Genomic DNA, 22602 nt, shown 5'->3' with positions numbered 1-22602 from the left:
ATTTATTTGATTCTAGGTTCTGGTAATGGCACAAATTCGGTTTCACTGGGAACTTTAGGGAAAGTTTGTTCTGTCCAGTCTTTTTTTGCTTTTTCGATGAGGTTTTTGTCTGAGGAAACGAAATTCCAGAATATAAAATGTTCTTCAGGAAAAGGTGTTCCTCCAAATATATAAACCGTAGAATTTTCGGCTAATTCAAACTCGCACAAAGTGCTGTCATTTGTAATTAAGATTTGTTTTGGATCATAAACATGTTCACCGCTTTTTATACTTCCTTCTAAGATATACAAACCGCTTTCGCCGAATAAATCTTTTCCAATATTGATTTTTTTAGGGGCTGTACTTTTAATTTCAATAAAATATAACGGACTGTAAACAGGAACCGGTGATTTTTTGCCAAATGCTTCTCCGGCAATTAATTTATAAGAAACGCCATCTTCTTCCCAACCCGGAATATCATCGGCTTCAACATGCGCAAAAGTTGGATCCATTTGCTCTAATTCCTTTGGCAATGCAACCCAAATTTGCAATCCGTGAAGCATTTTATCCGAATGTCTTAAATATTCCGGAGTTCTCTCAGAATGTACGATTCCTTTTCCGGCCGTCATCCAGTTTACGGCGCCTGGTTTTATTTCTAATTCGGTTCCTAAACTATCGCGGTGCATAATACTTCCTTCAAACAAAAAAGTAAGAGTAGAAAGTCCGATGTGCGGATGTGGCGGAACGTCCATGTTTTCATGATCGCTTAAATGTGCGGGTCCCATGTGGTCGATAAATACAAATGGTCCAACGGCTCTTTTTTCGCGGAAAGGCAATAATCTGCCTACCATAAAATTGCCAATATTGGCAGAACGTTCTTCGATAATTAGACTGATATTTGACATGATTATTTTGATTTGATTTGAAAAACAAAATTACAGTTGTGATAGAAATCTGTAACTTAATTTAGATTAAGAAATTGTTTTTAGATTTTAGTTTTATAAAAATAAGAAAAATCTTTTACTGAGCTTTACATAAAGTCCCGGAGGGATGAAATATTTATAGAAAAAAAGAATACCACGCCAAAAGCCCCAGAGGGGTGAAATAAATATCGCTCCGCTGGAGCTTTTTCGTTAGATGATCTTTTTGCTATAAATATTATACTCCGCTGGAGCATTTGAAAATCAAAATTATTCAACTAAATCAAAGTTTAATGTTTCACTCTCAGTTCCATTAATAATAATAGACAATTGATGAATTCCCGTATGAAAAACACGAGTCGTAATTACTTTGAATGATTGGTTTCTTTCGACTTTCGTCAATTGATTGGACTGATAGATTTTCTCACTGATTTTAAAGACCTTTTTTGCCAAATGTCCTTTTGATTTTTTGTAATGAACGGCATATTCTAAACGAACGGTTTTTGCATCATCATTTTTATTGTTTAAATGAAATTGAAACTGCAAATAATCTCCAATTTTTACGATTGGCGTTTTAATTTCGAAAGAAGAAAGTTCGATATTAGTACTTTCTAAACCATAATGATTTAGAACTTCCGGATGTCCTTGTTTTAATAAAGTTCGGCAACCGTGTTTGATAATTCCGTCGGTTTCTTTACTGAAACCTTTCCATTTACTGGCGATTTCAAGCACAATTTGCGGATTATCTTTTGCGATATCATTTAAGTTATTAGCGACACTTCGGCGTACATATTCTGATGGATCATTTTTTAGATTTTCTAAAATCGGTAAAATAGAAGTTGGATCTTTTTTGAGGTACGGAATCGCCATTGCCCACGGTAATCTCGGACGGCTTCCCTCGCTTGCCAGTCTTCGAACATGATGATTTTCGTGCAACGACCATTTTGTCATTTCTTCGATCATTTTGTCTTTATACTTTAGAATGAAAGGGCGAACGGCAAATTCACAGCTTATAAATTGAGTTATTGAAACAAAGGCTTTCGCCGAAGTTTTAAAATCATCTAAACCGTATGTTTCGATATAATCAGCAAAGAAAATGAATGCAAGATTTCCTTCAGTAAATTTATTTTTCTTAAGATTTTCAATGATTTTGTCAATTAGTAAAACGGCTTCAGGGAAATTTTGAGGCATAAATTGATGCAAAACAACTGTAGTATGTTTCATGCGGTCTTTCCATTCTTTCTGAGCAAAATCGCCTTCGTAAATGGTGTCAATAAATTTTTGCTTATCAAATGTTGGATGAACTTCGGCTACAGCCTGACCAAATTTTTCGTAAAAAGTAACCGAATAAATATCTTTAATTAATCCCATGATTTTATTTGAATGAACCTCAAAGATATTTAATGTTTCTGATTGATGACAAACAAAGAATAAAAACATTTTAACCATTAAGATATTAAGTTTCATTAAGTGTAAAAGCTTAATTTTTCTTAATATCTTAATGGTGAATTATAAAAATCCAGATTTTAGCACATAGTAACTATTGTGCATTAATGTTGAGTGAAACGACTTTTTTAGGCAATCAAAACTATGTTTTTATGTGTTAGAGAATTTTAATACTTTTCTTCCAAATATTTACAGTTTTTTTAGTGTTTAGAAATTTTTGGTAAAGGTTTAACTTTCAAATCCACAAAATATGTCCTACTTTAGCATCTTATAAAATTTAAGAAAAATGATTAGCGAAGTACAATTTCAAACCGAATTACAACTATTGATTAGCCATGCAATTCGCGAAGATGTAGGCACGGGAGATTATAGTTCATTGGCGTGTATTCCTGAAACGGCTCACGGACAAGCTAAATTGTTGGTAAAAGATCAGGGAATTATTGCTGGTGTTGCACTTGCAAAAATGATTTTTGAATTTGTTGATCCAAAATTAAAAGTCAAAACTTTTATTGAAGACGGAACACATGTAGAATATGGTGATGTAGTTTTTGAGGTTTCCGGAAGTTCCCAGTCAATTTTAAAAGCTGAAAGAGTGGCTTTAAATACCATGCAGCGTATGTCAGCAATTGCGACAAAAACAGATCAATACGTACAACTCTTGGAAGGAACCGGTGCCAAAATTTTGGATACTCGTAAAACAACTCCAAATTTTAGAGCTGCCGAAAAATGGGCGGTAAAAATTGGAGGTGGAGAAAATCATCGTTTTGCACTTTATGATATGGTAATGCTTAAAGATAATCATATTGATTTTGCAGGCGGAATTACACTTGCAATTAAGAAAACCAAAGAGTATTTGAAAGCCAATAATCTGGATTTGAAAATTATTGTCGAGGCGAGAAATTTAGACGAAATCCGTGAGATTCTTTTAAGTGATGGCGTTCACAGGATCCTGATCGATAATTTTAATTATGAAGATACTAAAACGGCAGTTCAGTTAATTGGTAAAAAATGCCAAACAGAATCTTCAGGAAATATCAACGAAAAAACGATTCGCGAATATGGTTTATGTGGTGTAAATTATATTTCGTCGGGAGCATTGACGCATTCGGTTTACAACATGGATTTGAGTTTGAAAGCTTTTTAGGAAGAAGTTATGAGTTATGAATTATGGAGTTTAAAATAATCTAAAATCTTAATTCTATCCCGAGGTTTCGGGACTAAAATCAAAAAAATATGTCTCAAGAGATAGAGAATCGGATTGAAAAAATTCCTGTAGTACGTTATTTAGCCCGGTTTCTAAAAAGAATAAAACTGCCATGGCTGGAAGGTTTTTCGTTGTACGATTTGCTCGAAATGTATACTATTGGTATTATTGAGGGCGCATTTTCGTATCATGCGAGCGCTGTTTCTTTCAGCTTTTTTATGGCTTTGTTTCCTTTTGCATTATTTATCCTAAACTTAATTCCTTTTATTCCGATTGAGGGATTTCAACAAGATTTTTTGCAATTTGTACAGCAGGGAGTTCCACCAAATACTTACGATGCGATTAGTAAAATTATCAGTGATATTTTAAATAATAGTCACTCGGGATTGCTGTCATCGGGATTTTTGCTTTCTATTTTTTTGATGTCAAATGGCATTAACGGAATTCTTAGTGGTTTTGAATCTTCTAAGCATGTTTTTGATAAACGTGGTTTTTTTAGTCAGTATTTAGTAGCGCTGGCAATTTCGCTTGTGATGACTATTATTTTGTTTGTGACAGTGGCAACAATTGTCGTTTTTGAGGTATTTATTCAAAAAACAATCATTCAGGATGTCTTGAGTGATCGTATTCCGTTGATAATTTTGGGTCGATATTTGTTTGTTATTTTGATGATTTTGATAACATCTTCAATATTATTACGTTATGGTACAAAACAATATAATAAAGTACCATTTATAAGCATTGGATCTGTTTTTACAACGATCTTAATTGTTATATCTTCGTTCTTTTTTGGGATTTGGGTTATAAAATTCTCAAAATATAACGAACTTTATGGCTCAATTGGAACATTATTGATTCTAATGTTTTATATTTGGATAAACTGTATGATTCTGCTTTTGGGATTTGAATTGAATGCCTCAATCAGAAAATTAAAACAAAAAAAAAATAAATAGTATGAAAAATTGGATGTTAACAATTGGTGTTTTCTTTTTAATGTTAGGTACAATTCAAGGCCAAAGCGTTATTGGGAAATGGAAAACAATTGATGATGAAACAGGTGAAGCAAAATCAGTTGTAGAGATTTATGAGAAATCTGGAAAACTTTATGGCAAGGTGGTAGAAATACTTCGTGCAGATCATAAAAAAGATGTTTGCGTTAAATGTGATGGTGCAGATAAAAACAAGCCAATTTTAGGTTTAGTGATTATTAACGGACTTAAAAAAGACGGTTCTGAATATAGCGGAGGAACAATTTTGGACCCAACAAACGGTAAAAAATACAAATGTTATATTGCATTAGAATCTGCAGATAAACTAAAACTTCGCGGTTATGTTGGGATTTCTATCATGGGAAGAACGCAGTACTGGACCAGAGTGAAAAATTAATTTTTTTTGAAAATAAAATGCGAAAATTAGCATCGATAATTTTATTCTTTGCAATACTATCCAATAGTTTTGCTCAGTCTAAAAATTCGCCATTACAAATAAGTCATCTTACAGGTGACTTTTATGTTTATAAAACGTTTCATGATTATAAAGGAACATTGATCTCGGCAAATGCTTTGTATCTGGTTACAGATAAAGGAGTTGTTTTGTTTGATGCGCCTTGGGATAAAACACAATTCCAGCCTTTGTTGGATTCTATAAAAGCAAGACACCATAAAGAAGTTGTGATGCATTTTGCAACACATTCTCATGAAGACAGAGCAGGAGGTTTGGATTTTTACAAAGAAAAAGGAATCAAAACCTACACTATAAAACTCACGGATCAGATTCTTGAAAAGAATAACGAAAAAAGAGCTGAATTTATAATTCCAAATGACACGACATTTACGGTCGGGCAGCATACTTTTGAAGTGTATTATCCGGGAAAAGGGCACGCTTCGGATAATGTTGTAGTTTGGTTTAATAAAGAGAAAGTACTTTACGGAGGTTGTTTTATTAAAAGTACCGAAGCAAAAGATTTGGGATATTTGGGCGATGCTGATGTGAAAGAATGGGAGAAATCTATTAAAAAAGTACAATCAAAATTTAAAAATCCCAAATATATTATTACGGGTCATGATGATTGGAAGGATTTGTCTTCTTTAAATCATACGCTGAAATTGGTTCAGGAATATAATGCAGTTTCAGGTAAAAAGTAATTTTTGCTTATATTTGAAATAAAATTACAGATTAATGAATTTTTTAGAACATCATTTATCGGATATTTCTAAACTTTGCGAAAGTCACAAGGTTAAGGCTTTGTATGCCTTTGGATCAGTACTTACAGAAGATTTTAGTGATAAAAGTGATGTTGACTTGGTTGTTGATTTTCAATCTTTTGATGTTTTGGATTACGCTGATAATTATTTTGATCTTAAATTTTCATTAGAAGATATTTTAAAACGTCCAGTTGATTTATTGGAAGAAAAAGCAATTAAGAATCCTTATTTCAAACAAAATCTCGATAAACAAAGACAATTAATTTATGGATAATAATATTAAAACCTGGTTGTTTGATATTTTGAGTTCTATAAATGAAATTGAGAGTTATTTTGTTAATCAATCCATGCAATTTCAAAATTATCAAAAAGACCTGCGTACTAAGCGTGCTGTGGAGCGGAATATAGAAATTATTGGTGAGGCAATGAATAGAATTTTAAAAGAAAATAACGAAATTCAAATTTCAGATTCCAGAAAAATTGTGGCTGTAAGAAATAGAATAATTCACGGTTACGACTCTGTATCTGATGATGTCATTTGGGGAATTGTTATTAAGCAACTTCCAATTCTTAAAGCTGAAGTAGAAAAAATGCTTTCAGAATAATTTCAAATTATTCAAATCTTATAAAATATTTCCATGTTTTTTGTCGAAGTCGTTTTACCACTTTCCTTAGCGAAAACCTTTACTTATCGTATTTCTGAGGCCGAATTTCATTTCATTAAAAAAGGAATGCGGGTTTCGGTGCCTTTTGGTAAAAGTAAAATATATACTGCATTGGTGCTTGATGTTCATCAGAATGAGCCGAGTTTGTATGATGCTAAAGAAATCCATCAAATACTTGACGAAAAACCTATTGCGACTGAAATCCAAATTAAACATTGGCTTTGGGTGGCGAACTATTATATGTGCGGAATTGGCGATGTGTATCGTGGTGCTTTCCCGAGTGGATTATTGTTGGAAAGTGAAACGATTATTTCGCATAAAGCTGATATTGTGGTGAACGAAAACGAACTTTCTGATGAAGAATTTTTGGTTTATGAAGCCTTGCAACAACAGAGTTCTCTTAAAGTTCAGGAGATTATTTCGATTTTAAATAAAAAAAATATTCTCCCGACTCTTCAAAAAATGATTGCGAAAAACATTATTGTTTTAGAAGAAGAAATAAAAGAAGGTTATAAACCTAAGTTAGTTCGGTATGTAAAATTGCACGCGAAATACGAATCGGATAATGGTCTGGGAGAATTATTAGAAATATTGAAAAGTGCCAATAAACAAAAAGAAATTGTTTTGGCTTATTTTCAAACTATGGCTTCTGAGAAGAAACCTATTACGGTAAAAAAACTAGTTGAGGTTTCTAATTCAACTTCGGCGACGGTAAAAGCTTTGATTGATAAAGAAATTTTTGAAGAATATCTTCTGCAGCATGATCGCGTTTCCTTTGAAGGTGAAACTTCGGATAAACAATTGTTGTTAAGTGAAGCTCAGGAGAATGCTTTTACGGCAATTAAAAATAATTTTTTAGAAAAAGAAGTTTGTTTGCTTCACGGTGTTACCTCAAGCGGAAAAACAGAAATTTATATAAAGCTAATTGAAGAATATTTAGCGACCGGAAAGCAGGTTTTGTATCTGTTGCCTGAAATTGCGTTAACGACACAATTAGTTTCGCGTTTGCGACTTCATTTTGGGGACAAAGTAGCGGTTTTTCATTCGAAATACAGTAACAATGAAAGGGTAGAAGTTTGGAAACAAACGCTTGAAAATTCAGAGAAGGCTAAAATTGTAATAGGAGCGAGGTCGGCTTTGTTTTTGCCATTCAATAATTTAGGATTATTGATAGTTGATGAAGAACACGAACAAACTTTTAAGCAATCGGATCCGGCGCCACGTTATCATGCTCGTGATGCTGCAATTGTTTTGGCTAATTTTCATAGCGCAAAAGTCCTTTTAGGATCTGCAACGCCAAGTATTGAAACATATTTTAATACGCAAACAGATAAATACGGTTTAGTATCGCTTACGGAGCGTTATAATAATGTAAAAATGCCTGAAATTCTTTTGGTTGATTTGAAAGACAAGCAATTTAGAAAAAGAATGACAGGACATTTTAGCGATGTTTTAATTGAAGAAATTACCGAAGCTTTGTCTTTAGGCGAACAAGTGATTTTGTTTCAAAACAGGAGAGGATATTCGCCAATAATCGAATGTATGACTTGCGGACATGTTCCGCATTGTCAGCAATGTGATGTGAGTTTGACTTTTCATAAACATAAAAATCAATTGCGTTGTCATTATTGTGGTTATTCGATTGCAAAACCTACGCATTGTCACAGTTGCTCCAGTATAGATTTGACTACAAAAGGCTTTGGAACGGAACAAATTGAGCAAGAATTGGTTTCTCTTTTTCCGAAAGCTAAAACCGGAAGAATGGATCAGGATACAACTCGTGGAAAGTATGGTTTTGAAAAAATAATTGATTCTTTTAAAAACCGTGAAATTGATATTTTGGTTGGGACACAAATGCTTGCCAAAGGTTTGGATTTTGATAATGTAAGTTTGGTTGGAATCATGAATGCAGATAATATGCTGCATCATCCTGATTTTAGAGCTTTTGAACGTAGTTTTCAGATGATGACTCAGGTTGCGGGAAGAGCCGGAAGATCAGAGAAACAAGGAAAAGTGGTGATTCAGACTTATAATCCAAATCACAATACAATTCAGCAAGTTACCACTCATAATTATATGGGTATGTATAAGGAGCAATTGTATGACCGACAAATCTATAAATATCCGCCTTACTTCAGGATCATAAAACTGACTTTGAAACATCGTGAATTTGAAAAATTAAAAGAAGGTTCAATGTGGCTGTATCAGGTTTTGAGTCAGAATTTAGGCATCCCGGTTTTGGGACCTGAAGAACCTGCAATTAGCAGAATCAGAAATGAATACATCAGGACGATTCTGATTAAGATTCCACAAAATCTACCATTAGCAAGCACAAAAAAAACTATTCAGAAAATGTTGAATAGTTTTGAGGCTGTTGCGCAATACAGAGCTATAAAGGTAATTGCTAACGTCGATTTTTATTAAATTAAGATGATGTTGACAATGCTTTTACTAAATCTTCTTTTTTGTTTCGGCTAAGCGGAATTTTTGTAATACCAATTTCTGCAAATTTACTGTTAAAGCGTTCTACTTTATCTATATTGATAATATAGGATTTGTGTACGCGGATAAACTTGTCTTTTGAAAGATCATTTTCAAAAGATTTCATAGTTGAAAGTACCAAATTGCTATCGTCTTCTGTAACCACTCTTACATAATCTCCAAAAGCTTCAATCCATTTGATTTTTGCGGTGAAAATTTTAAGTTTTTTAAGGTTACTCTTGATGAATATATGCTCGCCTTCTTCTTCTTTTACTTCTTTTTTAAGTAAATGCATATCTATTGCTCTTTTTACAGAAGCATTAAATCGATCGACGGCAATAGGTTTTTGCAGATAATCAGTAGCATCATAGTCAAAAGCTTTTAAAGCATATTCGGCTTTAGAAGTAATGAATATAATTTGAGGTTTTGATTTTAGTCCGTCAAGGAAGTCAAAACCATTGATAACAGGCATTTCGATATCAAGGAATATTAAATCGATATTATTTAGAGAGATACAACTTTTTGCTTCTATTGCATTAGAAAAATCCCCGATTAAGTGCAAACCTGGGTGATTATTAACTAATTTTGCAATAATTGTCCTCTGTATAGAACTATCATCTACAACAACACAGTTTAGTTTCATAACATTTAAATTTAGAATAAATTCAGGATAGCAGTAGTAAATGTATTATTTTTTTGTAAAAAAAACTAGAGTGAGCGTGTATTTTTTGCATTACGACGAATAAAACTAAAAAAGTGTTGTATATATAAATTAAATGGTTACTTTTGCACCCAATTTTAACAAATAAATATTGTATTTATGAATCATTATGAAACTGTTTTCATTTTAAATCCCGTTTTATCTGAGGTTCAGGTGAAGGAAACAGTAACGAAATTTGAAGAATTTCTTACTAGTAGAGGAGCTGAAATGGTATCTAAAGAGGATTGGGGTCTGAAAAAAATGGCTTACGAAATCCAAAACAAAAAAAGTGGTTTTTATCACTTATTCGAATTCAAAGTAGCTGGAGAAGTTCTAATTGCTTTTGAAACTGAATTTAGACGTGACGAAAGAGTTATGCGTTTCTTAACTGTAAGTTTAGATAAACATGCTATTTCATGGGCTGAAAGAAGAAGAGCCAAATTAAAATCTACTAAAGCTTAATTATTATGTCTACAATAGAGCAATCTGCAAAAGGAAAAAAAGACGGAGATATCAGATATTTAACGCCTTTAAACATTGAAACTAACAAAACTAAAAAGTACTGTCGTTTCAAAAAATCAGGAATCAAATATATCGATTATAAAGATGCTGATTTCTTATTGAAATTCGTTAATGAGCAAGGAAAAATTCTTCCTCGTCGTTTAACTGGAACTTCATTAAAATACCAAAGAAAAGTTTCTGTAGCTGTAAAAAGAGCTCGTCACTTAGCTTTAATGCCATACGTGGCCGATTTATTAAAATAATATTAAAAGAATAGTTGTTGGTTTCCGGTAAGATGGAACCTAACTTCTCAAATAAAGGACAACAACATGGAACTTATCTTAAAACAAGACGTACAAAACTTAGGTTTTAAAGATGACGTAGTATCAGTTAAAGCTGGTTACGGACGTAACTTTTTAATTCCTCAGGGATTCGCGCAATTGGCTACTCCTTCTGCAAAGAAAGTATTAGCTGAAAACCTAAAACAAAGAGCACACAAAGAAGCTAAAGTTGTTGCTGATGCAAGAGCAATAGCTGAAACTATTAAAGCTCTTGAAATTAAACTTAGCGCAAAAGCTGGTGGAGAGAAACTTTTTGGTTCTATCACAAACATCGACATTGCTGATGCTTTAGCAAAATCGGGTAACGCTATTGATAGAAAATTCATCACTAGTGGTATCGTAAAACGTACAGGAAAATATACTGCTAACATCCGTTTACACAGAGATGTTATCGTTGAATTACCATACGAGATTATCGCTGAAAAATAACATTTTGTTAACTTCTTGTTAATAAAATATAAAAACCACTCTTAGGAGTGGTTTTTTTTTGCCTATTTTTGAGTTTAACCAACTAACTCAAAATCAGTAAAATGAAAAAAATCTTTGCATTATTAGTGTGTTTTTTCTCACTAGCCGTCGCTACTGGGCAAACAACGACTTCGAGTATTAAGGGGATTGTCAAGAGTTCATCAAATGAACTATTACCGGGTGCTTCTATCTTAGCCGTTCATACCCCAACAGGAACTAAATATTCAGCTGTTTCAAATGAAGATGGAAGATTCAGTATTTTGAATATGAGAATTGGAGGTCCGTATAAAATTACGGTAACTTTCGTAGGATTTCAAAATCAGGAGTATACTGATATCAATCTTGATTTGGGAAAACCTTTTAATCTAGCTGTTCAATTACAAGATGCGAGTCAGGCTCTTGAAGAAGTTAAAATTGTTTCTAAAGACAAGATTTTTAAAAGCGGAAAAACCGGAGCAGAAACCACAATTGGAAGAAGAGAATTAACGGCATTGCCTACAATTTCAAGATCTGCTGAAGATTTTACCCGCTTAGAACCAACGGCAAGCGGCGGTTCTTTTGGAGGAAGAAACGATCAGTATAATAATTACTCTTTGAATGGCGCGGTTTTTAATAATCCTTTTGGATTGGATGCCGCTACTCCGGGTGGGCAAACTGGTGCTCAGCCAATATCATTGGATGCAATTGAGCAAATTCAGGTAGCAACGGCTCCTTACGACGTTACTTTATCGGGTTTTACTGGTGCTTCTGTAAACGCAGTTACAAAATCCGGAACAAATGAGTTTCATGGTACTGCCTATGTTTTTTATAGAGATCAGGATTTAACGGGAAGTAAAATTAAAGGAGAAAAAATATTTGTGCCAACATTAGAACAAACTCAGGCAGGTTTTAGTTTGGGTGCACCAATTATAAAAGACAAGTTATTCATTTTTGGAAATTTTGAAATTGACAGAAGAAGTGATTTAGGATCTAATTTTGTGGCTAATAATAATGATGGCGTTACCGGAATTAATGAATCGAGAGTTATGGAATCTGATTTAATTGCGGTTTCTAATGCCTTGAAAGGTTTAGGGTATGACCCAGGCGCATATCAGGGATTTATACACGAATCAAATTCAAATAAAGGAATTATAAAAGTCGATTGGAATATTAGTGATAATCACAAACTGGCGGTTATTTATAATTTTCTTGATGCTTCAAAAGATAAAACGGCACATCCAACAGCTCTTGGTTTCAGAGGTCCAAATGCCTCGATTTTGCAATTTCAAAATTCAGGGTATCAAATCAATAATAACTTAAGTTCATTTTTAGCCGAATTAAATTCAAAATTCAGCGAAACCGTTTCGAATAAGTTACAGGCAGGATATTCTCATTTTAATGATTATAGAGTACCATTTTCTGTTCCGGCGCCAGTTATTAATATACAGGATGGTGCAGGTTCTAATTATATTATTGCTGGTCATGAGCCTTTTTCGATCAATAATACGTTAGATCAAAAAGTAATTCAAATTACAGATAATCTTACTTATACAGTTGGTAAACATGCTTTTACTTTTGGGTCTTCTTTTGAAAAATTCGGATTTAAAAACTCGTTTAACCTGGCTGGTTATGATAATTTTGGTAACCCAAATGGTTATGAAGGAACTTTTTTTACGCCCTATTTTACAACACAGGATTTCTTAGACGATGCAGCAAAACCTTATGCTACAAGTATCATTGCGCAAAACCTTCAATATGCGCAAAATGTTTTTAATACTAAAAGTCAGTTTGAAGTTGGAGCTGACGGTGGATGGAAACTGGCTGAATTAAATGTTGGTCAATTGGCATTTTACGCTCAGGATGATTTTAGCGTAAATGATGATTTTAAATTATCTGTTGGTTTAAGAATTGACAAACCATTGTATTTTAATACTGCAGATTTGATTCAGAAATATATTGATACTGATAATGGTGGTTCAGGTCGAGATAATAATATTGATTATTATGATCCGCAAACAGGTAAGGCTGTTAAATTGATTTCTACAGATTTACCAAGTGATAAGATTCTTTGGTCGCCCAGAGTTGGTTTCAACTGGGATGTAAATGGTGACGCAACTTCTCAGCTTCGTGGAGGAACCGGAATTTTTACGGGACGAATTCCTTTTGTCTGGTTAGGAAATCAGGTAAGTGGAGCTGATGATAGCTTTTTGCAGATTATGGATCCGGATTATAAATGGCCACAAGTGTGGAGATCCAGTTTAGGTTTTGACCACAGATTTAAGAGTAACTATATCTTGACGCTTGATTTGTCTTATAATAAAGATATTAATGCGGTACAGGTTCAAAACTGGGGATTAAAACCTCCAACGGGAACATTGGCAGGTGTTGATAATAGAGCGATTTATGTTGCAGCAGATCATGGAGCAAATAATGCTTATGTAATGACTAATTCGAATAAAGGAAGCGCTTTTAATGCTACGGTTAAAGTGCAGAAGAATTTTGAAAATGGATTGTATGCAAGTGTTGCTTATAATTATTTGAAATCTAAAGATGTGAATTCTATTGAAGCTGAAATTACGGGTGATGCTTTTGCTTTTAATCCAGCTTTAGGAAATGTAAATAATGCTGTTCTTTCGAATTCTAAATATGGTGATAATCATCGTTTTATTGGTGTAGGATCTAAAAAATGGAAATACGGAAGGGACAAATGGGCAACAACTGTTTCTGCTTTTTTTGAATATGCTCAGGGTGGACGTTTTAATTATACTTACGGAGGTGATATTAATGGAGACGGTTCTGCTGTAAATGATTTAATTTATATACCAACAACTGCAGAAATTGCTTTGATGACTTTTAGCGCACCGGGACAAGGTGCGGCTTTTGATAAATTTATTTCGCAGGATGATTATATGAAAAACAGGAGAGGACAATATGCGGATCGTTACGGTGCTATATCGCCATGGAGAGGAAGATGTGATCTTAAATTGATGCAGGATTATAATTTTAGGGTTTCATCAGCATCAGAAAAAAAGAATACGATTCAGTTTAGTATCGATGTTTTGAATTTTGGAAATTTAATAAATTCAAATTGGGGAGTTGTTCAGGTGCCAACAAGTGTACAGCCAATTGGTGTGACGGTTGTTGGAAACACTCCGACTTATACCTTCAATAACACACAAACCAAAACGTTTAGTTATGATGCGAGTTTAACGTCAAGATGGCAAGCTCAATTTGGTATCAGATACATTTTTTAATAAAGCAAAAAAAGTTATAAATTTGCCCTCGCATTTGTGAGGGCTTTTTTATGGATAATAAAATTTTATATGAGCTCTTTTAAGGGTGTTTTAATACAAAAATAAACAATGAAATACGCAAGATTAACAAAAGAGCAATTTGATGAATTGCACGCAGAATTTGCTAGTTTTTTAGCTACTCAGGCAATTGATAAGGCAGAATGGGATTCTCTTAAATTAAATAAACCGGAGGTTGCAGAACAAGAGTTAGATGTTTTTTCAGATTTAATTTGGGAAGGTGTTTTGTCAAGAGCTGAATTTTTAGAGCATTTCTCTAAAAATCATATCTTTTTGTTTCAATGTTTTGAAGAGCATGTTCAGTCAATCGTTTTGAAATCATTAGTTCCGGAAACTGATTTTTTGACTAAAGATGGCTTGCAATGGTTAAGTGACAATATGTTTACGGAGAATATTGAAATGAAAGTTGGAAAGAAAGTATTCACTGAGGATAGAAATGCTTCTATATTTGAATTGATTCAACAAGGGGCATTTTTAAGTGACGGACAATTATTTACTCAAATTAATACTATTATCGAATCTTAATTTTAGTTATTTATTCTTAAAGAAAGGTAAATGGTTGATGTTAAATTGTTTACCTTTTTTTAGTTTTTTAACGTTTGTTTATACTTTTTTATTTTTTTTACCCCGTATTTCTACCTGTTTTTTTTGAATTGTTTAAAGAATTTATATTTGTATATAAAAATGTAGGTTTTACTTTTCATTTCTCTTTTTTTACTTCATTTTCAGTTGATTAGCTTCTTTAAAAAGTAAGTTTTAACTTACTTGATTGAAATATTATGAAAAATTCTGATTTTTTTTGTGATATATGTAACAGCGCTTATTGGCTTAAAACTATTGATTTTTCTCGTATTTAGCGGTTTTTAAGCCATATGTGTTTTTGTTAAAATTTAAAGTATAAGAATTTTACGCTTTTTTTGTAAGTTTATTTTTTCTAATTTTAGGATAGGAAAGTTAAACAAAATGTTTTTTTTGTACTTTTTCAAAAACATCTAAAAATGAATTTATTTGATTACTTTTTTTAAAATTAAACAAATTGACATTTTTGTGTTTTTACCAGAAAATTTAAAGTTGAAAATATTACTAATAATTTAATTAGTCTGCTTATGGAATTGACAATTACTTTCTTCATCAAGTTTGCATTATTTGTCCATATTATTTTAGCTTTATTTTTTATTCTTTGGAATAAGATGAAGTTTATTCCCAAACTTGATTTTGCTTTCATAGTAAGCTTTTTTCAAAACGTATTTTATTACATTAGTTTTTCATTTCCAAAACCCAATAGGTGTTCTAGTTAATGAAAAGCTCTTCTCGTGTTTATATTTCTTTAAATCCGAAAATACTATACATGAAAATAACGTATTCAATTTTTAGAATTTCTTTCTAAATAGACAAAGTTTGTAGATAGTCTAATCAGCTTTCTATAGATATTGAATCACACTCTATATATTTTAATAGAATATCCCTCTGTTCTATCTAAATGCAAATTTTCTTTTATGAAAATTAAACCTGCAACAAATCACTCCGCCGGAAGACTGATTCGGATCAGTATTCCTCAAAATTTTTGAGTTATTTTCTGTTCAAAGTGAATAGAAATAGCTCTCTGGTATACTTTGGTATACTTAATATAACATATTTTTTTTTATGAAATTTAATTTATTGTCTTATTTATTAAGACTTTAAGTTGTGGTTTAACTAATTGAGTTTTAACGTTTTTTTTGAATTGTGTAAGCATATATGCTTATTGCAACAGGTATTTTATTGTCCATTTTCTAATCTTCCAAATTATGAAAAAAAAATTTACTTTCTATGATCTCATCGTAAAGAAGAGATTATTTGGTTTGTTGTTTTTACTGCTTTTTTGCAATAAAAACTTTGCACAGACTTTTTGTAGACCCGACTCGCAGACGAATAGTACGGGCGGTCTTTTATGCTTAGGAATGAGTGTTACGAATCCAAACAATGCGTTTGATTCGAGTACGACGACTTATGCATCAATAACGAACACGCTCGGTTTGGCTTGTTTTGCTCAGGAAACATTACATTTTAATCAGACTGCAAAAGCAGGGGACCAAATAGTGATAACTTTTGGTGAGGGAAATGGATTGTTAGATGTTAGTTTGTTATCAAACGCAACTATCCAGGCAAAAAATGGGGCAGCAAATGTTGGTGGCGCGGTTGCGATGAATAACCCGCTGCTGAATCTTCAATTATTATCTGCTACTAATTCGGCGGTAATAAAATACACATTACCGGGAGATGCAGATCGGATTCAAATTCAATCTGGAGGACTTTTAGCGCTATTAGTAGATTTAAGAGTTTATGATGTTCGTTTGCAATTTGCAAAACCAACTATTGTTGGCGGAGAAACACAATCTGTTTGTTCTGGACAATCTCTAGTACTTACGGCTACTGCAGCAGCAGGAACAACGCTTGCCTGGTATGATTCTCCAACATCTACCACGGCACTTTCGAATGTTGGTACATTTACTACACCAGCCTTGACAGCTACAACTACTTATTATGTAAGTACTTCTAGGGTAGCGGGTTGCGAAAGTAGTGAAAGATTACCTGTAACTATAAATGTTATCAATCCTGTATCGCCAACTATAAGTAGTACCGGCACAGCGATTTGTTCGACGGGAGCTACTCAGGCAACTACATTATCAGTTATAAGTCCGGTGCCGGGAACAATTTATTCCTGGTATAATGTGCCATTAAATGGTGCAGCATTAGCAGCTGGAACTACTTATACGCCAACTGTTCCTACAGGGGTTACTAATTTTTATGTAGAAGCGTCTATTGGTACCTGTAAATCTGCACGTACTCAGGTTACTGTGACTTCAACTCCGGTTCCGGCGCTCGCAACAATATTGACACAAAGTGTAACGATATTATCCGGACAAAATGCAAATTTAAGTGCCTCAACAACTGAGGCAAATGTTGCGTTAGACTGGTATGATGTACCTACAGGCGGAGTAAAATTATTAGGAGATTCTAATACTTTCACGACTCCAATTTTAACTGCGACAAAAACATATTATGTTGAGTCACGCAATACTATTGGTGGTTGCGTTAGCGCTACAAGAGTTCCTGTGACTGTAACGGTTTTACCTGTTGCATTAGGAGGCTGTTTGGAAGCTAATAGTCAGCAGACAAATCAAAACGGACTTTGTTTGCTTTGCTCTTCTACAACTCCAAATAATTCTGTAGATGGAGATATTAATACATCGGCGAGACTTACGCTTCCGGTTGGATTATTAAACGGATATATTCAGCAAACTTTGCAATTTAATAATCCTGGAAGAGCAGGCGATATCGTAGATGTAGAATTGGCTTTGCCGGGTGGTATTGCCGATCTTTCATTATTAGGAGCTGTTAGTTTGGCAACTTACAACGGAGCTACTTATAATAATGATAGAGTTTCTACTAATAATAATGCTTTGGTGACTTTGCAATTATTATCCGGAAATCGTTTTAGAGCCAGTATCGTTGCGGGTGCAAATTTTGATCGTGTCGAAATTAGATTGGGCGGTTTGGTTACTGCTTTAACAAATTTAGATATTTATCAGGCAACTTATAGATACAAAGCTCCTGTAATAAACGGTAACATTGCAATTTGTGGTGGATCGACTACTACGTTAATAGCCGCTACAAATTTAGGGGAAACTATAAAATGGTATGATTCCTTAACTGGTGGAAACTTATTGGTTAGTACACCGGCTTATACAACTCCTGTATTGACCGCTAATACAACTTATTATGTAGAAGTTACTCGCAATGGTTGTGTGAACAGCGAAAGAAATCCTGTTCTTGTTACGGTAAGTAATCCTCTAGCACCAGCAACTGTAGTTCCAACTCCTGCAAATGTATGTAGCGGAGCAACAGCTTCCATAGCAATTCAGGCACCTGTTGCAGGGACAACCTATAATTGGTATGATGCTGCTTCTGGCGGAAATTTAGTGACTACTGGTACTTCTTATACGACACCAAGTTTAACGGCTTCTGTGACTTATTATGTTGAAGCTGTTATTGGAAGTTGTGTAAGTGCAACACGTACTCCGGTAAGTGTAAATGTTAGTCCATTACCTGCCGTACCAGTTCCGGTATCCTCAAATGTTATTATTCAGTCAGGTCAGAGTGTGATGTTGGCAGTTACTAGTAATCCTGGATTTTCATATGCATGGTATGATGCTCCAACGGGAGGAAATTTATTAGAACCTGCTAGTAGTACTTATACTCCAAACCCGGCCTTAACTGCAAATAAAACATTTTATGTTGAGGCTAAGGATTTATCATCAGATTGTGTCAGTAGTTCAAGAGCTGTAATTAATGTGATGGTAATCAGCGCGGTTAGTAGTTGTTTACAACCAAGTACACAAGCAATAACTGTAGACCCTGGTTTATTATGTGTTTTATGTAATGGTACTAACGGGGCAAACGCTGTGGACGGAAATGCAAATACATTTTCTTCTTTAACTATAACCGCAGGAGTTCTTAACTCATACATACAACAGGAATTAACTTTTGCGACACCTGGTCAGGCGGGAGATATTATTGATATCGAACTAGAATTGCCTGGCGGACTTGCTGATATAGCATTGTTAGGATCTGTAAGTATAGGAACTTCTAACGGAGGGGTTGCAAATCCTGGAAGGCTTGCAGTAAACAATAGTCTATTGAATTTACAAGTTTTGTCAGGAAATAAATTTAAGGTTAGTTATCCGGCAACTGCTGCATTTGATAGAGTTGACATTAGATTGGGAGCATTAGTTGGTTTATTAACTACTTTAAGAGTTTATGACGCTTCTTATAGATATCCAAATGCTACAATAACCGGAGCGACTGCACCAGTTTGTGCCGGAGGAACTGCTACATTATCAGCATCTTCTACAGGAACAGAAACATTTACATGGTATGATGCTCCAACAGGAGGTAGTATAGTGGCTGTTAATCCAACTCTTCCATTGACTGCAACTACAACTTATTATTTAGAGGCAACTCGTGGCGGATGTATTAATAGTGTTCGTCAACCTGTTACGGTTAATGTATTGCCTATTCCAACAGCGGCGGATATTACAATAGCAACTCCTTTGACGGCTTCTTGTGCCGGGGGTATTGTATTGGCTCCAACATCTGCTTTAGCGGGAGCGACATTTAAATATTATACGGATCAAAATAAAACAACGGAGATTACAACAGGAACTGTAGCCGGAGTAACTTATGCTAAAGATGGTACAACAGGTGCTCTTACTATTAGCGGACTTATTGCTGCTAATGCTCCTTATACTTATTATGTTTCGGTTCTTAACGGAGGTACTTGCGAGAACGTAAACGGAACATTGAAAGCAGTCGTTGTAAATTATCCAACAGGTTCTGCTTTAACAGTTACACCAACGTTAGTTGGTTGTGCGAAAGCGAATCTAAAAGATGCTATCACGAATTTTGATACATCAGGAAACACAACTTATACCTTCTTTGATCCTTCAAATAATCCAATAACAGATATAGCTGCGGCAAATATTACCGTTAACGGAATTTATTCAATTCAGGCTCAAACAACAGGTGTTGATTGTCCATCTGTTAAATTACCGGTGGCAGTAACAGTTAATCCACTGCCAACATTAACGGGTGTAACCAATTCTATAGCGATTACAAAAGGATCTTCAGTTGCATTAGCAGCAACATCCAATGGTACAATTACCTGGTATGATCCCCAAGGGAATGCTTTACCATCTAATAATACAGGAATCCTTAATACTGTAGGTGTTTATACTTATACTGTAATTGCAAGTAGCGGAACTTGTACAACTAGCCAGACGGTAACCATTAGTGTTCTTGATCCGGCAGCTTGTGATGCATTATTAGAAAGAGTATACGCTACTACTCAATTATCTGGTTCAATTATTACAGGAAGTGTTACAAACGGACCTTTGGGTGCGGATGGTGATCCAAGTACATTTTCTACAATAACTACTGGTGTAGGTCTTTTGGGAATTGGAACTACATGGCAAAATTTACAATGGCCAACAACTATTGCTAAAGGTACTCCTGTAACAGTAAAATTAGGCTTAGCCAATAGTGCAGTTGCAGTTGGACAAAGCATTTCTGTAGTGGGGACTAAACGCGATGGATCTAACAATCCTATTGATATAGGAACTTTGCAATCAGCATCAGGATCATTATTGAACTTATTGCCGGGTCAAAATTCATTTGAATATACTTTTGTTCCTTCTAATACTTCAGGTCCTCAGGATTATGATGGTATTCGAGTACAATTAGGATCTCTTCTTAGTCTTGCACAAAATATCAATGTTTATGATGCTCACTATAGTAAACAAGTAACTCAGATTGCTTGTGGAAAAGGTGATATTGAAGATATTTTCTACGGAGTAAGAGATTTAGGAGTTGGAGCATTAACAACTACTGTTGGTGTTTCTAATGCTTTTAATGTTGCCGATGGAGATGTTGCTACTTATGCAACAATGTTTAGCGGAGTAGGAGTACTTGCTGCTGCTGAACTTACAGCTAAATTTAGAACACCATCTATGGTTGGCGATAGTTTAAGAATTACAATATCAAAACCGGGAACACTTTTAAATCTTAATCTGCTTACTGGATTCACAATTCAGCTTTATTCAGGAAATATTGCTGTTGGTGCGCCAATACAAAATACGAGCAGTTTATTGACTTTAAAATTACTTTCAGGAGATACAATGGCAGTGACAATCGTTGCACCACAAACTCAGCCTTATGACAAAGTTGTCATTACTTTTGGAGGAGTTGCAAGTGTTTTAGATCAGCTTAGAGTTCATACAATCGACCGTGTAACGAATACCAAAGTTATTGGCGGCGATCCAAATAATAGTATAACAGTCTGTCCCGCAACAGCTATTACGCTCGAGGTTCCGGTAAAACCTTGTGCAGATTATGCGTGGTATGATTCTCCAACAGGAGGAAATCAGGTAGCGACCGGGCAAACTTATACACTTCCTGCAACATTGGCTGCCGGTACGTATAAATATTATATTCAACCAATTCGTTACGGTTGTCCAGCCTTAGAAAGAGGTGAAGTTACTGTAGTAGTGCGAGCAACAACTCCTGCAACTGCAATAGCAAGTGTGACAATAAACGGAGGAAATGGTACTATAATTTGTGCCGAAGACGGAAAAGTAACACTAGATGCGGTTTTAAACGCTTTGCCTGTACTTACTAATCCTATATATCACTGGTATAAATTTGATGGTACAACAAGTGTGGCTGTCGCTGGCGAAACAACTTCTAAATTAGTATTGACAGGATTAGTTCCCGGAACATATACTTATTATGTAGGAGTTAGTTCAAATGAATTTTGTGAAACTGCAGTAGCAGATAGAAAATTAGTAACATTCACAATTTTACCTACTTCACTTCCAACAGATATTTCGGTAGCTAATACTACTATTTGTCATGATACAGATGCAGTGTTAACACCAACAAGTTTGTTAACAAATCCAGTATTCTTTTGGTATTTGGATGCTAATAAAACGCAGCCTGTCACAAATGGGGTAATTGGCGGGGTAACCTATACAATTAGCGGTACAGGAGTTTTAACAGCTTCAGGATTAACAACTGCGATGAGTCCTATTACTTATTATGTAGCTGTTAAAAGCGATAATACATGTCAGAATAAAAATGGAGAACTTAAAACTGCTACAGTAATTGTTAATGATCCAGCTACACCAACTACTAATGATACAACTCAGGATTTCTGTTTAATAACTAATCCAACAGTTGCAAATCTTCAGGTAAATGAGGCAAATGTCGTTTGGTACAATGTTTCATCAGGAGGAACAGCATTGGCAACTACAGCTGCCTTAGCAAATGGACCTTATTATGCAGCGATAAAAGATCCTGCTACAAGTTGTGAGAGTTCAGTTCGATTATTAGTAACTGTAACTGTAACCGATCCTGGAACACCAGTAATCACTAAAACAACTCAGGATTTTTGTTTAGTAAATGCACCAACATTAGCAACAATCGACGTAAGTCCAGCCGTTGCCGCAAATATTGTTTGGTATGATGCTTTAACCGGAGGAAATTTAATTCCAAAAACAACAGCATTAACAACAGGAACTTATTACGCAGCGATTAAAGATCCAACAACAACTTGCGAAAGCAAAGTTAGATTGGCAATCAACATCATCGTAACAGATCCTGGAACACCAGTAATCACTAAAACAACTCAGGCTTTCTGTTTGATTAATGCTCCAACATTTGCAACAATCGACGTAAGTCCAGCAGTTGCAGCAAACATTGTTTGGTACGATGCTTTAACCGGAGGAAACTTAATTCCAAAAACAACAGCATTAACAACAGGCACTTATTATGCCGCGATTAAAGATCCGACAACAACTTGTGAGA

At 34.4% G+C, this 22602-nt stretch carries 15 protein-coding genes and 1 pseudogene; 13 read left to right on the top strand and 3 right to left on the bottom strand.

Annotation, left to right across the window (positions count from 1 at the left end; all coding sequences use genetic code 11):
- Positions 1-2: 2 nt before the first annotated feature.
- Positions 3-884: a pirin family protein gene (locus EAH81_RS25545; RefSeq protein ID WP_140511818.1), complete on the bottom strand. Its 882-nt coding sequence runs from the start codon at positions 882-884 to the stop codon at positions 3-5.
- Positions 885-1169: 285 nt separating this feature from the next.
- The gene (locus tag EAH81_RS25540) at positions 1170-2270 is read right to left on the bottom strand and encodes a DNA alkylation repair protein (protein ID WP_140511866.1); all 1101 of its coding nucleotides are present in this window, start codon (positions 2268-2270) and stop codon (positions 1170-1172) included.
- A 361-nt stretch (positions 2271-2631) separates the two neighbouring features.
- Between EAH81_RS25540 and nadC the strand changes: the two genes are divergently transcribed.
- The 7 genes from nadC (at position 2632) to priA (ending at position 8842) form a co-directional block, all read left to right on the top strand.
- Complete coding sequence (gene nadC / locus EAH81_RS25535; RefSeq protein WP_140511817.1) at positions 2632-3489, top strand: carboxylating nicotinate-nucleotide diphosphorylase; 858 nt, start codon at positions 2632-2634, stop codon at positions 3487-3489.
- A gap of 89 nt (positions 3490-3578) precedes the next feature.
- Positions 3579-4502: a YihY/virulence factor BrkB family protein gene (locus EAH81_RS25530; protein WP_140511816.1), complete on the top strand. Its 924-nt coding sequence runs from the start codon at positions 3579-3581 to the stop codon at positions 4500-4502.
- Between the two features lies 1 nt (position 4503).
- A complete protein-coding gene (locus EAH81_RS25525; protein ID WP_140511815.1) occupies positions 4504-4935 on the top strand; it encodes a DUF2147 domain-containing protein in 432 nt (143 codons plus the stop codon).
- A gap of 17 nt (positions 4936-4952) precedes the next feature.
- Positions 4953-5693: a subclass B1 metallo-beta-lactamase gene (bla-B1-FLAV, locus tag EAH81_RS25520; RefSeq protein ID WP_140511814.1), complete on the top strand. Its 741-nt coding sequence runs from the start codon at positions 4953-4955 to the stop codon at positions 5691-5693.
- Between the two features lie 34 nt (positions 5694-5727).
- Positions 5728-6027: a nucleotidyltransferase family protein gene (locus tag EAH81_RS25515; protein ID WP_140511813.1), complete on the top strand. Its 300-nt coding sequence runs from the start codon at positions 5728-5730 to the stop codon at positions 6025-6027.
- Positions 6020-6358 carry a DUF86 domain-containing protein gene (locus EAH81_RS25510; RefSeq protein ID WP_140511812.1) on the top strand — a complete coding sequence of 113 codons (339 nt, stop codon included), beginning with the start codon at positions 6020-6022 and terminating at the stop codon, positions 6356-6358. The genes EAH81_RS25515 and EAH81_RS25510 overlap by 8 nt, the downstream gene beginning before the upstream one ends.
- Positions 6359-6391: 33 nt before the next feature.
- Positions 6392-8842, top strand: a complete 2451-nt coding sequence (gene priA, locus EAH81_RS25505; protein WP_140511811.1) for a primosomal protein N' — start codon at positions 6392-6394, stop codon at positions 8840-8842.
- Position 8843: 1 nt separating this feature from the next.
- On the opposite strand, the gene EAH81_RS25500 is transcribed toward priA, so the two are convergent.
- A complete protein-coding gene (locus EAH81_RS25500) occupies positions 8844-9542 on the bottom strand; it encodes a LytR/AlgR family response regulator transcription factor (RefSeq protein ID WP_026729423.1) in 699 nt (232 codons plus the stop codon).
- Positions 9543-9719: 177 nt separating this feature from the next.
- On the opposite strand from EAH81_RS25500, the gene rpsF reads away from it, so the two are divergent.
- From rpsF to EAH81_RS25470, 6 genes and pseudogenes are all read left to right on the top strand, one after another.
- The gene (rpsF, locus tag EAH81_RS25495) at positions 9720-10061 is read left to right on the top strand and encodes a 30S ribosomal protein S6 (RefSeq protein ID WP_007810575.1); all 342 of its coding nucleotides are present in this window, start codon (positions 9720-9722) and stop codon (positions 10059-10061) included.
- A gap of 5 nt (positions 10062-10066) precedes the next feature.
- Positions 10067-10363, top strand: a complete 297-nt coding sequence (gene rpsR, locus EAH81_RS25490) for a 30S ribosomal protein S18 (RefSeq protein WP_002987043.1) — start codon at positions 10067-10069, stop codon at positions 10361-10363.
- Positions 10364-10429: 66 nt separating this feature from the next.
- Entirely contained in the window at positions 10430-10870 is a 441-nt protein-coding gene (gene rplI, locus EAH81_RS25485) for a 50S ribosomal protein L9 (RefSeq protein WP_140511810.1), read from the top strand.
- Positions 10871-10971: 101 nt separating this feature from the next.
- Positions 10972-14142, top strand: a complete 3171-nt coding sequence (locus EAH81_RS25480) for a carboxypeptidase regulatory-like domain-containing protein (RefSeq protein ID WP_140511809.1) — start codon at positions 10972-10974, stop codon at positions 14140-14142.
- A gap of 108 nt (positions 14143-14250) precedes the next feature.
- On the top strand, positions 14251-14724 hold the full coding sequence (locus EAH81_RS25475; RefSeq protein WP_099711810.1) for a DUF6495 family protein: 474 nt from the start codon (positions 14251-14253) through the stop codon (positions 14722-14724).
- 1262 nt (positions 14725-15986) lie between these two features.
- Positions 15987-22602 (top strand): annotated as a pseudogene (locus EAH81_RS25470) (hypothetical protein); the annotation flags it as partial.

This window comes from Flavobacterium pectinovorum, from assembly GCF_006438875.1.
In the GTDB taxonomy this organism is placed as follows: Bacteria; Bacteroidota; Bacteroidia; order Flavobacteriales; family Flavobacteriaceae; genus Flavobacterium; species Flavobacterium pectinovorum_A.
Note: the sequence above shows the minus strand (reverse complement) of the source record. Positions and strands in the feature narration are given on the sequence as shown.